This window comes from Bacillus sp. TH22 (genome assembly GCF_016651015.1).
GTDB lineage: Bacteria > Bacillota > Bacilli > Bacillales > Bacillaceae_G > Bacillus_A > Bacillus_A mycoides.
In genome coordinates, this window is the sequence record NZ_JAEKER010000001.1 from 3,510,250 (window position 1) to 3,525,391 (window position 15,142).

13 protein-coding genes and 1 other annotated feature are annotated in these 15,142 nt (G+C 35.4%); of the genes, 9 read left to right on the plus strand and 4 right to left on the minus strand.

Features of this window, described 5'->3' with window-relative positions:
* Positions 1-33: 33 nt before the first annotated feature.
* From JFU18_RS17735 to tyrS, 3 genes are all read left to right on the plus strand, one after another.
* A complete protein-coding gene (locus JFU18_RS17735) occupies positions 34-429 on the plus strand; it encodes an SET domain-containing protein (protein ID WP_000573650.1) in 396 nt (131 codons plus the stop codon).
* Between the two features lie 386 nt (positions 430-815).
* Positions 816-1,733, plus strand: a complete 918-nt coding sequence (gene murB, locus JFU18_RS17740) for a UDP-N-acetylmuramate dehydrogenase (RefSeq protein ID WP_201034484.1) — start codon at positions 816-818, stop codon at positions 1,731-1,733.
* A gap of 105 nt (positions 1,734-1,838) precedes the next feature.
* Positions 1,839-2,055: a binding site (T-box leader), on the plus strand.
* A 57-nt stretch (positions 2,056-2,112) separates the two neighbouring features.
* On the plus strand, positions 2,113-3,375 hold the full coding sequence (gene tyrS, locus JFU18_RS17745; protein ID WP_201032057.1) for a tyrosine--tRNA ligase: 1,263 nt from the start codon (positions 2,113-2,115) through the stop codon (positions 3,373-3,375).
* Positions 3,376-3,639: 264 nt separating this feature from the next.
* On the opposite strand, the gene JFU18_RS17750 is transcribed toward tyrS, so the two are convergent.
* From JFU18_RS17750 to JFU18_RS17760, 3 genes are all read right to left on the minus strand, one after another.
* Positions 3,640-4,818 carry an NAD(P)/FAD-dependent oxidoreductase gene (locus tag JFU18_RS17750; RefSeq protein WP_002016002.1) on the minus strand — a complete coding sequence of 393 codons (1,179 nt, stop codon included), beginning with the start codon at positions 4,816-4,818 and terminating at the stop codon, positions 3,640-3,642.
* Positions 4,819-4,862: 44 nt separating this feature from the next.
* Positions 4,863-5,303, minus strand: a complete 441-nt coding sequence (locus tag JFU18_RS17755; protein WP_002016003.1) for a DUF1641 domain-containing protein — start codon at positions 5,301-5,303, stop codon at positions 4,863-4,865.
* 430 nt (positions 5,304-5,733) lie between these two features.
* The gene (locus JFU18_RS17760) at positions 5,734-6,081 is read right to left on the minus strand and encodes a winged helix-turn-helix transcriptional regulator (protein WP_097871450.1); all 348 of its coding nucleotides are present in this window, start codon (positions 6,079-6,081) and stop codon (positions 5,734-5,736) included.
* Positions 6,082-6,475: 394 nt separating this feature from the next.
* On the opposite strand from JFU18_RS17760, the gene JFU18_RS17765 reads away from it, so the two are divergent.
* The 6 genes from JFU18_RS17765 (at position 6,476) to JFU18_RS17790 (ending at position 14,320) form a co-directional block, all read left to right on the plus strand.
* Positions 6,476-7,639 carry an MFS transporter gene (locus tag JFU18_RS17765; protein WP_161939635.1) on the plus strand — a complete coding sequence of 388 codons (1,164 nt, stop codon included), beginning with the start codon at positions 6,476-6,478 and terminating at the stop codon, positions 7,637-7,639.
* Positions 7,640-7,655: 16 nt separating this feature from the next.
* Entirely contained in the window at positions 7,656-8,495 is an 840-nt protein-coding gene (locus JFU18_RS17770; RefSeq protein WP_207192144.1) for an aldo/keto reductase, read from the plus strand.
* A 123-nt stretch (positions 8,496-8,618) separates the two neighbouring features.
* The gene (locus JFU18_RS17775; RefSeq protein ID WP_085312747.1) at positions 8,619-9,557 is read left to right on the plus strand and encodes a thioester domain-containing protein; all 939 of its coding nucleotides are present in this window, start codon (positions 8,619-8,621) and stop codon (positions 9,555-9,557) included.
* Positions 9,558-9,713: 156 nt separating this feature from the next.
* Complete coding sequence (locus JFU18_RS17780) at positions 9,714-10,331, plus strand: DUF1361 domain-containing protein (protein WP_201034483.1); 618 nt, start codon at positions 9,714-9,716, stop codon at positions 10,329-10,331.
* A gap of 366 nt (positions 10,332-10,697) precedes the next feature.
* A complete protein-coding gene (locus JFU18_RS17785) occupies positions 10,698-11,165 on the plus strand; it encodes a GNAT family N-acetyltransferase (RefSeq protein WP_201050324.1) in 468 nt (155 codons plus the stop codon).
* A 521-nt stretch (positions 11,166-11,686) separates the two neighbouring features.
* The gene (locus JFU18_RS17790; protein WP_201034481.1) at positions 11,687-14,320 is read left to right on the plus strand and encodes a M60 family metallopeptidase; all 2,634 of its coding nucleotides are present in this window, start codon (positions 11,687-11,689) and stop codon (positions 14,318-14,320) included.
* A gap of 46 nt (positions 14,321-14,366) precedes the next feature.
* Here the strand turns inward: JFU18_RS17790 and JFU18_RS17795 are convergent, their stop codons facing one another.
* Positions 14,367-15,005 (minus strand): NAD(P)-dependent oxidoreductase, encoded by a 639-nt coding sequence (locus JFU18_RS17795; protein ID WP_201032053.1) that lies wholly within the window; start codon positions 15,003-15,005, stop codon positions 14,367-14,369.
* Positions 15,006-15,142: the final 137 nt, after the last annotated feature.

The window sequence follows — 15,142 nt, forward strand, 5'->3', positions numbered from 1 at the left end:
TACTTCGAAGAAAGAAATATATAGGTGAAGCATATGATTGAAGTTAAGACTTCTGAACTTAGTGATGGAGAATTTAATAGAGGTGTATTTGCAACTCGTGATATTAAAAAGGGTGAGTTGATACACTCAGCACCAGTTATCTCTTATCCGAATGAACAGCATGAACACATTGAGAAAACGTTACTTGCTGACTACGCATTTGAGTATGGGGTAAATCATACGGCATTCCTGTTAGGATACGGCATGTTATTTAATCATGCATATAATCCGAATGCAACGTATGATATTGTCTTCGAGAATCATACGTTTAACTTCTTTGCTTACAAAGATATAAAAGCGGGAGAAGAGATTCTAATCAATTATAATGGTGAAGTTGATGACGATGAGCTATTATGGTTTGATAAGGAAAAAGAAGAGAACGAAAAATAAGTTAAAAAGTATAGAAAGGGCACATTCTGTGGGATGTGCTCTTTTTTTATTGATGAAAATAAAGTAAAGATTACAAAAAAATACCACTTTTCTTTCGTATGGTATAGTAAGATATTGAAGGGTATTGCTTTGAAAAACCTATATATTTTACAAATTGTTGTCTATATGGTTACATGTCAAGTTTAGTAGCCCATTTGGGTTGCTTTATTATGCGATATATATTTTAATATGAGTGGAACCTCTTATAATTTAAGAGGTTTATAGGTGTGCTTTATGTACACTGTATTCACCACGTTAGCTGTTGTTTGTAATGCATTTTTATGTGGGGATATTATGGACCCGTATATAGCGGGATAAAAAGATTATAGAAATAGAGGAATCGTAAAATGAATATGCACGAGGTTTATAAATATTTAAGTACAGTATTGCCTGAAGGTCATGTGAAACAAGATGAAATGTTAAAGAATCATACACATATTAAAGTTGGCGGAAAAGCAGATGTGTTCGTTGCGCCGACGAATTATGATGAAATTCAAGAAGTTATCAAATATGCTAACGAATATAATATTCCAGTTACGTTTTTAGGAAATGGATCGAATGTCATTATTAAAGACGGTGGAATTCGCGGAATTATAGTAAGTTTAATTCACATTACAGGTGTGACTGTAACAGGAACAACGATTGTAGCACAGTGTGGCGCAGCAATTATTGATGTATCACGTATTGCATTAGATCATAATTTAACGGGTCTTGAGTTTGCTTGTGGTATTCCAGGTTCAGTTGGCGGAGCATTATATATGAATGCTGGTGCTTACGGCGGTGAAGTATCGTTTGTATTAACAGAAGCTGTCGTAATGACAGGTGATGGAGAGCTACGTACTTTAACGAAAGAAGCATTTGAATTTGGATATCGTAAGAGTGTATTTGCAAACAACCATTATATTATTCTTGAAGCGAGATTTGAGCTTGAAGAAGGTGTGCGTGAAGAAATTAAAGAAAAAATGGATGATTTAACGTTTAAACGTGAGTCAAAACAGCCTCTAGAATATCCTTCATGTGGTAGCGTATTTAAGCGCCCACCAAATAACTTTGCTGGTAAATTGATTCAAGAATCAGGACTACAAGGTAAGCGAATTGGCGGAGTGGAAGTTTCTTTAAAACACGCTGGATTTATGGTGAATGTTGATAACGGAACTGCACAAGATTATATCGATTTAATTCATTTCGTACAAACAACTGTTGAAGAAAAATTCGGTGTGAAATTAGAGAGAGAAGTAAGGATTATTGGAGAAGATCTACAGTAATCTTTGAATAAAAAACGTATAAAAGTATGAATTATTTCGAAATAACATTTGGGTATTGTTGACAATTTGATTTGGATTCAATATAATGGCTAATAATTTAACAAATAATATACGTTGAAAGAGCCCAGTAGCAGTTTGTCACTGTTATTAAAGAGAGCTAGGGGTTGCTGGAACCTAGCACAAACAAACTTGCGAATTACACTCTGGAGTATCTTAGGTAACGCTAAGCGGACTAGCAATCGATATTATTGCTAAGAGTGGTATGAATAGCTATGCTATTTATGCAAACTGGGTGGTAACACGGTGAATAATCGTCCCTATGTCTATTGTAGACATAGGGGCTTTTTTGTTTTCAAAAAAATAAAGGGGATGACAAAAGATGAATATTATTGATGAATTAGAATGGCGCGGTGCTGTGAATCAGCAGACAGATGAAGAAGGTTTACGTAAGTTAGTAGAAGAGAAAAAGATTTCACTATACTGCGGAGTTGATCCGACTGGTGATAGTATGCATATCGGACATTTGATTCCGTTTATGATGATGAAGAGATTCCAATTAGCTGGTCATCATCCGGTTATTTTAATTGGCGGGGCAACAGGAACAATTGGTGATCCAAGTGGACGTCAATCAGAGCGTCAACTGCAAACTTTAGAAGTGGTGCAGCATAATGTAGATGCATTAACAGCGCAAATGAAAAAGCTATTTGACTTTGGCGGGAATAGCGAAGTGAAGATGGTAAATAACTATGACTGGACACATAAAATAAACATTATCGAGTTTTTACGTGATTACGGAAAAAACTTTAGCATAAATAGCATGTTAGCGAAAGATATTGTCGCAAGTCGTTTAGATACAGGGATTTCTTTCACAGAATTCACGTACCAAATCTTGCAAGCGATGGATTTTCATCATTTATACACAAAAGAAGATGTTCAATTGCAAATTGGTGGTAGTGATCAATGGGGAAATATTACGAGTGGTTTAGATTTAATTCGTAAGTTAGAAGGTCATGAAGCGAAAGTATTCGGATTAACGATTCCATTATTATTAAAATCAGATGGTACGAAGTTTGGTAAATCAGCAGGTGGTGCTATTTGGCTTGATCCGGAAAAGACAACATCGTTTGAATTTTACCAGTTCTGGGTGAATACAGATGACCGTGATGTAATTAAATACTTGAAATACTTTACGTTCTTAACGAAAGAGCGAATTGATGAATTAGCAGCGAAGGTAGAAACAGAGCCTCATAAACGTGAAGCACAAAAAGTATTAGCGGAAGAAATGACGAAATTCGTTCATGGAGAAGAAGCATTTTTACAGGCAGTGAAAATTACAGCAGCGTTATTTAGCGGAGATATTAAGTCGTTAACAGCTGATGAAATTGAACAAGGCTTTAAAGAGATGCCGACATTCCAATCTTCAAAAGAGACGAAAAATATCGTAGAGTGGCTAGTTGATTTAGGAATTGAACCTTCTAGACGTCAAGCGCGTGAAGATATTAATAATGGGGCTATATCTATGAATGGTGAAAAAGTAACGGATGTCAGTAGGGATGTTACTGTAGAAAATTCATTTGATGGACGATTCATCATTATTCGTAAAGGGAAGAAGAACTACAGCTTAGTGGAATTAGGAGAATAGTTCTTGTGAAAGAGCGGAAGTAGGGAAGATATCTACTTCCGCTCTTTTCATATACACAATTTCGACACAAGAAAGTCAGTATATTTCGATAATTAAAGAGGTTATATTATTCTTTTGCCGAATAAATAAGTTAGAGAAAATTACGGATAAAGTGAAACTTTAATCAGTGGGGGGTTATGTTCATCCCCACTGATTATCAGCCCGCAAATAGCGGGATAAAAATAGCCCGAACCATGCAGGGCATGATTCGGGCTTATATTCAGATTAGTAAGCTAAGCTGAATAGACCTTTAATGTGTGATAAGTAACGAACGTTACTTGCTTCTTTCATTAATGATGCTGGTAAACCTTTAAGCGGAGTATTGCTTGCTCCGATTGTAGCAACAGCATCTTTACGTCCTAGACTAGCAAGTGTTCCAGAGTTGATAGGTGCGAACTCTTCGAATGCTTTGCCTTCTAGTGCTGCGTATAAGTTGTATCCAATTAACTCACCCATTTGCCAAGCGATTTGTGCAGTTGGTGGGTATGGACGACCGTCTGGAGAGAAGACAACAGCGCTGTCTCCAGCAACGAATACGTCTTTGTGAGAAGTAGATTGTAGATGTGCATCAACAGTTGCACGACCGCGGTTTACTTCAAGACCTGATTCACCAATTAATGGGTTACCTTGTACGCCGCCTGTCCAAACGAATGTGTTAGCAACGATTTTTTGACCGTCTTTTAAGTCGATTTCATTACCAGCAACGTTTGTTACAGGAAGACCTGTTAAGAATGTAACACCGCGTGCTTCTAAGCTAGCAGTTGCACGTTCGATTAAGTGGTCTGGTAATACTGGAAGGATTTTTGGACCTGCTTCAACAAGAAGAAGTTTAACTTCTTTTGGATTTACGCCGTGGCTTTTTGCAAGTTTAGGCATAATGTCAGCAAGCTCACCAACTAGCTCAACGCCAGTTAATCCGCCACCACCGATTACGATTGTAGCATCAGCTTCGTTTTTCGTTTTAGCGTATTCACGAATACGGTCTTCAACGTGTTTGTAGATTTTGTTTGCATCAGCAGCAGATTTTAATACCATGCTGTTTTCTTCTAGTCCTGGAATACCGAAGTAAGCAGTTTTACTTCCTAAAGCAACTACAAGTGCATCGTAAGATAAAGTAGTGCCACCAGCTAGTTTGATTTCTTTGCTATCAACTGAGAATGACTCAACTGTTGCAATTTTAAGATCGATGTCTTTACCTTTGAAAAGCTTTGTAAGTGGCATTGCAATTGCTTGCTCAGCAACGTTACCAGCTGCAAGGCGGTGTAGTTCAGTGATGATTTGGTGCGTTGGGTATTGGTTAATCACTGTAACTTGTGCTTCTGATTTGCTGTAATATTTACGTACGTTTAAAGCGGCAAGAAGACCGCCATAACCAGCGCCTAAGATGACAATTTGTTTTGACATAGTATGTTATCCCCCGTCTTTACTAATTGTTGTTATAAGTTAAATTATTTATTATTACGTTCTGCACTAATTTGAAGGTATGCGTTCACAAAACGGAACATTTTTTGTGCTTGTGGGTCTTTTAATAATTTTAATAGACCGAACAGGCCGATAACTTCGTTGCTTTCATCAGCACGATCTTTCGCTTCGATAGCAGTTGCAGCCATGCTTTTCACTGTATCTTTTACAGGTTCTACAAGCTCTGTGATTGCACTAACAGTGTCGCTTTTTAATACTTCATCAGTAGCAACAGTTTGAGCGAAGTCATAAGACTTAGTTAAAATGTTAACAAGCTCAGTTAATTTTGGAAGCTGTTCCACTAGTGTTGTTAATGATTCTTGTACCTCAGGTTTTAACAACTGATCAAGTACATCAAGTTGTCCTTGGCTAGCAGAAATTTGTACAGTTTCTTGTTCTGGCTTTGTTTGAGTCATAGTTTCTGGCATCTCCAATTCTCCTTTACGATAGCAATACTCTTATTTTTGATAGATAAGATAGTAAACACTTGCGAAACTTTATACAAAGTTTCACAAAGCACAATAAAATGCCTTTAAATTTATGACAGCAAGTAAGCTGAAATCATAAATCCAAAACCATAATGTCCTACCTATTATTTATGAACTGTCCGATACATGGCTTGTCCGCATAATGGAAAGTTCCCTTATCGGAAAGTGTATATAATATATATCCTATATTATATACTATATACACGTATGTTAACATAAAAATGATTCCTAATTATTTGATATTGATTCTGTAACCTAGTACTGGCAAGGCATGAAAGCGCATAAATTATTTTATCTATCTTAAAAATGTACATATATATAAAGAAAAAAAGGAGGAAATGGACAAATTCATGTTCATTTCCTCCTTTTTTTATTGTTCACCTTCTGTAATTAGCATCGATGTGTTACCGCTTTTTTCAAGGTGGCATTCGCCCCAAGTACAAAGAGAATCAAGAATGGATTCTAAAGACCAACCGTAGTCTGTAAGAGAATATTCTACTTTTGGTGGTACTTGATTGTATACCTTTCTTTGAATAACTCCGTCTTCTTCTAATTCGCGTAATTGCTGTGTTAACATCTTTTGTGTAATAACAGGCATTAAACGTTTTAGTTCACTCGTTCTCTTTGTACCTTTCGTTAAGTGGCAAAGAATAACGACTTTCCATTTTCCGCCGATAACCTCTAAAGTCGCTTCAACGGGAATATTATATTTCTTCATATAAAAATCTCCTTTGATGAATGTAGATTTCAGTTCTCCAACAAAAGAAGCCAAATAATTTAAATGTTACTAAAAAGTACCTATAGCACTTTAAAGTACGTACTTTTTATCATGTTGAATATGTTCCATAATAGCATACGTAAGAGGGAAATGAGTAGTGCGGTACTAAAAAGTGCCTATGTTACTTTTTAGTACCTATCGTACTTTAAAGTGCGTTCTTCAAAAAAAGAGTGAAGCCATTCATAATAGCATATATCAGCAGTAACATTATTTCTGTAGAAGATAAAAAGGCCTTTTTATCACACTATTATGATTGGATTTCTCGCATTAAGGAGGAGTTCAATTGAATTCATATACAGTATCTTCTTCAGCGGTACAGACGAATCGAAGAAGTATGTTTGCTTTATTAGCACTAGCAATTAGTGCGTTTGGAATTGGTACAACCGAATTTATTAGTGTCGGTTTATTACCATCTATTTCAGAGGATTTACATGTTTCTGTTACAACAGCGGGTTTAACCGTTTCTTTATATGCATTAGGGGTAGCGTTTGGTGCCCCAGTATTAACGTCATTAACAGCTAGTATGTCGCGAAAGACGTTATTAATGTGGATTATGATTATTTTCATTATTGGTAATGGAATTGCGGCAGTGGCAACAAGTTTTACTGTGTTGCTTATGGCGAGGGTCGTATCTGCGTTTGCACACGGCGTTTTTATGTCGATCGGATCCACAATTGCGGCTGCGCTTGTACCAGAGAATAAACGTGCTAGTGCAATAGCATTTATGTTTACTGGTTTAACCGTTGCGACGATTACAGGTGTACCAATTGGAACGTTTATTGGTCAACAATTTGGCTGGAGAGCATCTTTTATGGTGATTGTGGTCATTGGAATTGTTGCCTTAGTCGCAAACAGCATGTTAATTCCGTCTAACTTAAAAAAGGGTACACGAGTATCATTTCGTGATCAATTCAAACTTATCACGAACGGAAGACTCTTACTTGTTTTCGTCATTACTGCATTAGGATACGGAGGAACATTCGTAACATTTACGTATTTATCTCCGCTATTACAAGAAGTAACAGGATTTAAATCGAGTACCGTTACAATCATTTTGTTAGTGTACGGGATTGCAATTGCGATTGGGAATATGGTCGGCGGAAAATTATCGAATCATAATCCAATTCGTGCACTATTTTACATGTTCTTTATTCAAGCAATTGTATTATTCGTACTAACATTTACAGCGCCGTTTCAAGTAGCGGGGCTTATCACAATTATTTTTATGGGGCTATTCGCGTTTATGAATGTTCCAGGACTACAAGTGTATGTCGTTATATTGGCTGAGCGTTTCGTGCCGAGTGCCGTTGATATCGCATCAGCAATGAATATTGCAGCATTTAACGCAGGAATTGCTCTTGGGGCTTATTTGGGCGGTATTGTAACGAACTCGTTAGGATTAATTCATACAGCTTGGGTAGGCGGCATTATGGTAGTAGGCGCTGTTATTTTAACAGCTTGGAGTATGAACTTAGAAAAAAGAGATCAAGCAAAATAAAGGAGAGAAAAATATAATGAAAAATTTACAAAGTAAAACAACATTGCATAACGGTGTGGAAATGCCTTGGTTCGGTTTAGGCGTATTTAAAGTGGAAGATGGACCAGAACTTGTAGAGGCTGTAAAATCGGCGATTAAAGCTGGATACCGCAGCATTGATACAGCGGCGATTTATGGAAATGAAAAAGCAGTAGGTGAAGGAATTCGCGCTGGTATAAAAGAAGCAGGAATTTCTCGAGAAGATTTATTCATTACTTCAAAAGTGTGGAACGCAGATCAAGGATATGAAACGACACTTGCTGCATACGAAGAGAGCTTAAAAAAATTAGAACTAGATTATTTAGATTTATATCTTGTTCACTGGCCTGTAGAAGGAAAATATAAAGATACGTGGAGAGCGTTAGAAACAATTTATAAAGAAGAGCGCGTGCGTGCAATTGGCGTAAGTAATTTCCAAATCCATCACCTGCAAGATGTAATGAAAGCTGCGGAAATTAAGCCGATGATTAACCAAGTAGAATACCACCCTCGTTTAACACAAAAAGAATTACAAGCTTTCTGTAAAGAACAAGGTATTCAAATGGAAGCATGGTCACCACTTATGCAAGGGCAATTATTAGATAACGAAACATTACTGGAAATTGCTAATAAATACGATAAGACAACAGCTCAAGTTATTTTACGTTGGGATCTTCAAAATGAAGTTGTAACAATTCCGAAGTCAACGAAAGAACATCGTATTATTGCGAATGCTAATATATTCGACTTCGAATTAACAAAAGAAGACATGGAAAAGATTGATGCTTTAAATCAGAACCACCGCGTTGGTCCAGATCCTGATAACTTTGATTTCTAATAGAGGTAAGTTCAAAGAGTGCAAAAAAGTTTGCACTCTTTTTTGTTTTGTCTATGCATAAAAAACATTTCTAACTAAATAATACATAGTAGTAAATTTGTTATTTTATAAGGGGTTGTAGACATGAAGATAAAAAGATCGTTCAAGCTAATGGCCGCTTTTTTGAGTGTTTTATTTGTATTTGCGAACTTATTATTCCCACTTCAAAAAGCATTCGCAGAGGTCATGGATCATACGAAGTATGAGATGGATTGGAGTTATAGTAGGTCAAAGAAGAAACCGATTCGAACAGAACTTATTAAAACAGCAGATGGAAAAATTGCTTTTTGTTTAAATGTAGATTTGAAGTCTCCGAGCGGCCAAGACTTACCTGAAATGGGAAAAGTGGATATTAACGTGTACCGCGTCTTATTAAATGGATATCCACAAAAGAGCCCACAAGAATTAGGTGTTTCTGACTGGAGAGATGCACATTATGCAACGCAGCTTGCGGTGTGGAATGCGTTAAAACAAATTGATATTAACGATTTAGATTTCCGTAATAAAAATGTAGAAAAAGTAACGAAAGATATCGTTGCAAAAGCAAACGCTAGTGAAGAGCTACAAGAAATTACGATGAGTGTAACTCCTACAGAAGAACAAGAAGCGGTATTAAAAGATGAATTTTTTGAAACTGGTTTATATACAGTGCAAACAAACGCTAAAAGCGGAACGTATAAAGTGCAAGCAACAGGTGCACCAGAAGGCGTGAAGTTCGTAAATGAAAAAGGCGAGGGAAAAACAGAATTTAATGTAGGAGAAAAGTTCCGCATTTTAATTCCGAAACAAACACCATCGGGTGGATTTAGTTTTAAAGTATCAGGGAATTTAACGAAACTACAAGGAATTGCACATAAAGGTACACCGACTATTCAAAATGCGGTTGTATTACTTGAGCGTAGTGAAGAGAAAACAAGTCCAGAGTTGGCGGTAAGTTGGAAGAAAGCAAATGGTCATGATAATAAACCAAATAAACCCTATACACCAAATGAACCACATAAACCGAATCAAGATAAAAGATAAAAGATAAAAAGATTAAAGAAAAGCACTGGTATGTTCCAGTGCTTTTTTTGTATGCTTACATTTTTGTAAGGTTGCTGTAATGTATCTAGATTATAGTTTTTGCAACATGCTGTTAAAATTAAGAAATAATTTACGATATATAAGGGGAGATACACCGTGAATGAACGTTCAAAGGTGCGAATTAGTTTTTTTATTTACCTGTCTATTTTAATTATTTTTGATATAAAATACTCGTTTATGATTTTGAATATGTTCCTTGCCTTTGCTGCACTAGAACTTTCTTTTTTATTGCCATTATTTAAAGTGAAACAGAAAAGTGAAATACCGGTGAGTAGCCTATTTTATATTATTTTCATACTACTATCACCGAATGTGTTTTACGTAGTAACAGATTTAATTCATCTAAATATATATGAGTTTGATTATAAAAAAGGGCTAGTACTGGAAGAGTGGAAAAACTTTTTTGTATTAACAAGTGGAGTCATAATCGCAATTTATTATTACATTCTTATGCTGAAACAAGTGAATAATCTTTTACAGACGAAATGGAGAAAAGGTATGCTCTTTGTTTTTATATTACTTTCTAGTATCGGGATATTTATTGGAAGGTTTTTGCGTTTCCATTCGATTCATTTATTTACAGAGCCATTATCTTTAGTAAGACAGTTTATATATGCAATGAATGGATCTTCGGTACTTTTCATTATATGGCTGACGCTTTTACAATGTACGGTTTGGTGGTTATTTGTAGATGTAAAAAGGAGGGGATTATAATCGATAAAGATATTGTAATGTTAACGATAGTACTTATAGCGATTGCTCTATTTCTTTTTATCTCACAAGTCTATATAGCGATCCTTCTGTATAAGTATGAAAAGTCTTGGTGGTGGGGAGGGCTTAGTTTCCTTTTACCGTTTGGACTTAATGTGTACATATATCAAATTATTATATTAGAAAAACGAGTAGGGATATCTTTTGAAAGGTTAAATTCAAGTGAAAGAAAATTATGGAGGAAAATATATTTTCTTGTATTGCTACAATATATGTTCTTGTTTGCATGCTTCGGATTTCTTACATCGCCAGCATTAATGTTTTGATCAGTACGGTATAATGAAACAAGAAACTAGAGAGAGATGAAAAATGAAACTTCGTATTTGTGAAATAACGACAGAAAATCGGCATGAAATTGCTAACTTAAAAGTAACAGAACAGCAGCATAAATTTATTGAAAGTACAGTTGAAAATTGTTTAGTTGATGCTGAAACAAAATATAAAGAAGATGCAGTTTCAGTAGGTCTATATGATGACGATGTACCTATTGGATATGCAATGTATGGCTGGTTTGAGGAAGAAGAAAAGGCTATATATTTAAATCAATTTGTCATCGATAGTGCATGCCAAGGAAAAGGGTATGCAAAACCATTATTGCGTTTGTTAATGGAGCATTTTAAAACAGAATATAATTACAAAGTGATGTATTTAAGCATACATTCAGAAAACAAACTCGCGCAAAAATTATATGAATCAATTGGATTCCATTTAACCGGTGAAATAGAGGATGAGTGGTTACACGGAAAAGGATTTATAATGAAACGAATGCTGGATTAATAAAAACCTGTCCGAGAGAATAGTATCTTTCGGACAGGTTTTTATTTTAAAATAACATTAAAAATCAGAAATCTAAACATTACGATTTTTGGATTAAATTCATAAAATTGTAATATTAATCTAATCGAAAAGGCTATCTAACGAGAAAGAAATCATGTACGATTCATTTTGGAAAAACTGTCCATAGATGGATGCCTATGAATGAATTGTAAAAAACAATATTTTTATACACATTTTTCATGTATAGACAACAATACTTATTAGATGTATTTCTTATCATTATCCCGTGATGAAAAAAGGAGAACTCATCATAAAACATAGAGAAAGATGAGGCGGAATTTTAGACTTAAAAGTTTTTGTTATATAAGAAAGCGAATACATATAGGGAATAAAGTTAAGCGGTATTGGGGCGCGAAGTTTTGTTGTGTATTTTAAATGAGTGTATAAGGATAAATTGATTTTGCAGTAAATGAATATATCTATGATGGTTTGCATTACAAAAAGAATAGGGGACACAGATTATGTCGAAGAAAAAGAAGAGTAGGGTATTAGTAGCTGGTATATGTATATCTACATTGTTATCACCAGTAGCTTTCGAAGCATCAAAAGGATATGCAGCGCCTTTGGAAGAGAATAAAGGTGGGAATTTAGAAGAGAATAAATTTGAGCAAAGGACGTTTCAGTTGCCGGGTAAAGGTAGTGTGGAAGAAGAGAGAGAACGCTTAAAGCAGAAATGGAAGTTATCTGTTAATGAACCAACTGGAATTTATGCAAAAGAAAATGAAGAAATTAACATTGAAATAAAAGGGGATCAATCTATTAAAGCATTCATAGGGACACGTGCTTATGATAAGGAAACTCCAACAGAATTTGATTTGAAGCCTGGTAAAAATGTAATTTCATCTCCTAATGGAGGTGTTTTATACTTTTATAATTTAAATGATACGGGTGAGGTTACCGCAACTGTTACAAGCGGTGGTAGTCATTTTCCTTTGTTTATATTAGGAAAACATACGAAAAAAGATTGGGATGAAATGCTCAAAAAGTATAAAAGCCCTTATGCAGTAGAATTAAAAGGTGAGAGAAGTTTAATTACTGCCAGTTATAAATCAGCACAGGAATACATGAAGGATACAGATCCGACAGATTTAATGAAGGCACATGATAAAGCAATTCGTATTGAGAATGCATTATCTGGATTATCAGAAGATGGAGTGGGGGTTGCAAAGGCTGGGAAACATTATGTGCAGTTTATTGAAGCTAAAAATCCGCTTGCAAGTAATATGTATGCGTTTGATTATTATACGGGATATCCAGGTGAAGAGATTCAAGAAGTATTAGATATAGAGATGTTTAAACATGATGGTTGGGGACCATGGCATGAAGTTGGCCATTTTCATCAACAAGTGCCTTGGAATTGGAAAGGTATGGGGGAGACAACTGTTAACATTTACAGTTTAGCTGTTCAGCTAGCCTTTGGAAATAAATCACGAATGGAAGTAGATAAGCGTTATGATGAGGCGTTTGATTATTTGAATCAACCAGTGGACAAAAAGAATTTTGATAAATCAGATCCGATTATAATGTTTTGGCAATTACATTTAATTTATGGAGATCAATTCTATCCGAAGCTTCATCAAATGTATAGGGTGTTATCGGATGCGGATTATCCCCTATTAGATGTAGGTGGAGTTATTACAGATAGAGAGAAGAAACAGTTATTTATTTACATGGCTTCAAAAGCAGCTGGACAAAATTTAATTTCCTACTTTGCAAAATGGGGACTACATGCAGAGGTGGATACGGTAGAAAAAGTAGATAAACTACAATTACCTGAACCAAAGAATAAAATATGGTTATCGCGGGACAATGATCCTATTCGTGAAATGCAAGTTAAGCCATATAAAGTACCTTATGGTGAAGCGGTGAATACAGTACCAGATCTTATGATAGGTACAGATTTTGATGAGAAAAAAGCAAGCGAGCTTGTACAAAATTTAGGTGAGCATGTAAAGGTATCAGGAAAGATACGATGGTCTAAACACGAAAGCGGAAAGCAAACTGTACATGTAGAACTTATAGATGAAAATGGGAATGTAAACTCGATACCTGTTTCCGTTAATGTAGTATACGGAGATAGTATTATGTTCTTCGGTACATGGCATGGTGGAACGAATATTAAATCGATTATCACATTAAATCATGAAGATGAAAAATTAAGTACAGTAGGTTCAGAAGGTCCAGTTCATACCCGGTTTAAAGGTGAAAAATATATCGGATTTGCTGTATTTGATAAAGATAGAAAAGAGAAGAAGCAAGTGGTATTAGAAGGAACGGAAAATACAAAAGCATTTGCAGAACAATTTAATGGAATGCCGTTTGAATATGGAGATGTAGTGAAAGTGTATCAAACGGAGTTTGACCGCTTTAAAGTGTATAAAAAGAATGAGTTAGTAGATAAGGAGTATGGTGTTCACGAAGTCTTCTTTAAAATTACAGAGCAAGGTTTTGAGAGAATGGAAACTATGCAAGAAGTAACGGCAGTACCGCAAAAAGTGGTAATCGGGACAGATGCTGAAAAATTAGAAGCGAAAAACTTTGTTCAGGTAAAAGATGGAGAAGTAGTTGGATTTGTAGAGAAACCGGATACCTCAAAAATCGGTGAGCAAACAGTAAAAGTGGAAACGAAAGATCGTTTTGGGAATAAGAAAGTGACAGAAGTACCAGTAGAAGTAATATACGGTGAGAGTATTATGTTCTTTGGTACATGGCATGGCGGGACGAATGTCAAATCGATTATCACAATCAATCATGAGGATAAAAAATTAAGTACAGTAGGTTCAGAAGGTCCAGTTCATACTCACTTTAAAGGTGAAAAATATATGGGACTAGCTGTATTTGATAAGGATGGAAAAGAGAAGAAGAAAATGGTATTAGAAGGAACGGAAAATACGAAAGTATTTGCGGAACAATTTAATGATATGTCTTTTGAATATGGTGATGTAGTAAAGGTATATCAAGCAGAATTTGATCGATTTAAAGTGTACAAAAAGAATGTAGAAGTGGATACAAAGTATGGTGTACATGATGTGTTCTTTAAAATCACAGAACAAGGTTTTGAAAGAACAGAAGGTATACAAGAGGAAAAAGCTTAATAGAAATAAAAAAGCTCGTAAACATTATGTTTACGAGCTTTTTCTATTACTCAGCTTCAGAAACAACTGTGAAGCGTTCGTTTACATGTTTTGGATTTTCGATTTCATCAAGTGCTGCTACCGCAAAGTCTTCGTAACTTACGTAGCTATCACCTTTCGCATTAACAAGAAGGTTGTCTTTACCAGCTGTATAAGAGCCAGTGCGTTTTCCTAATGCGAATAGTGCAGAAGGGCTAATGAATGTCCAAGTAATATCATTTGTTTGATTTAGGATTTCTAAGTTTTTACCTTGGTTTTGAGCTGTTGCAAGATATTCATTTGGGAATCCTGGTGTATCAAATACACGTGTTGTTTTCTCTTCGTCTACAAATAAGCTTCCAGCGCCGCCAACTACAAGTAATTTTGTGTTAGGTGCACCTTTCATAGCTTCAATTAGTACGTTTCCTGCATCTACGTGAAGATGTTCTTCTCCTGCTGGAGCGCCGAATGCATTTACAACTACATCAAATGCTTGTAGGTCATTAGATGTAAGAGCGAATACATCTTTCTCTAAAACTTTTATATTTTCTTCTGTAATTTTTGCAGCGTTTCTTACGATTGCAGTTACTTCATGTCCGCGATCTAATGCTTCTTTTAAAATACGACTTCCTGCTTTACCAGTTGCTCCGATGATTCCGATTTTCATAATAAATCCCTCCAAAGTGTTTTGTTAAAGTGTATATCTGAAAGTAAATGAATTTGTTGTAATAAGGCTTGTTACAACATGATGTAATCATTATAGTTACAGGTTGGTGTTTTTGTCAATGGGGTAGTTTGTAGATT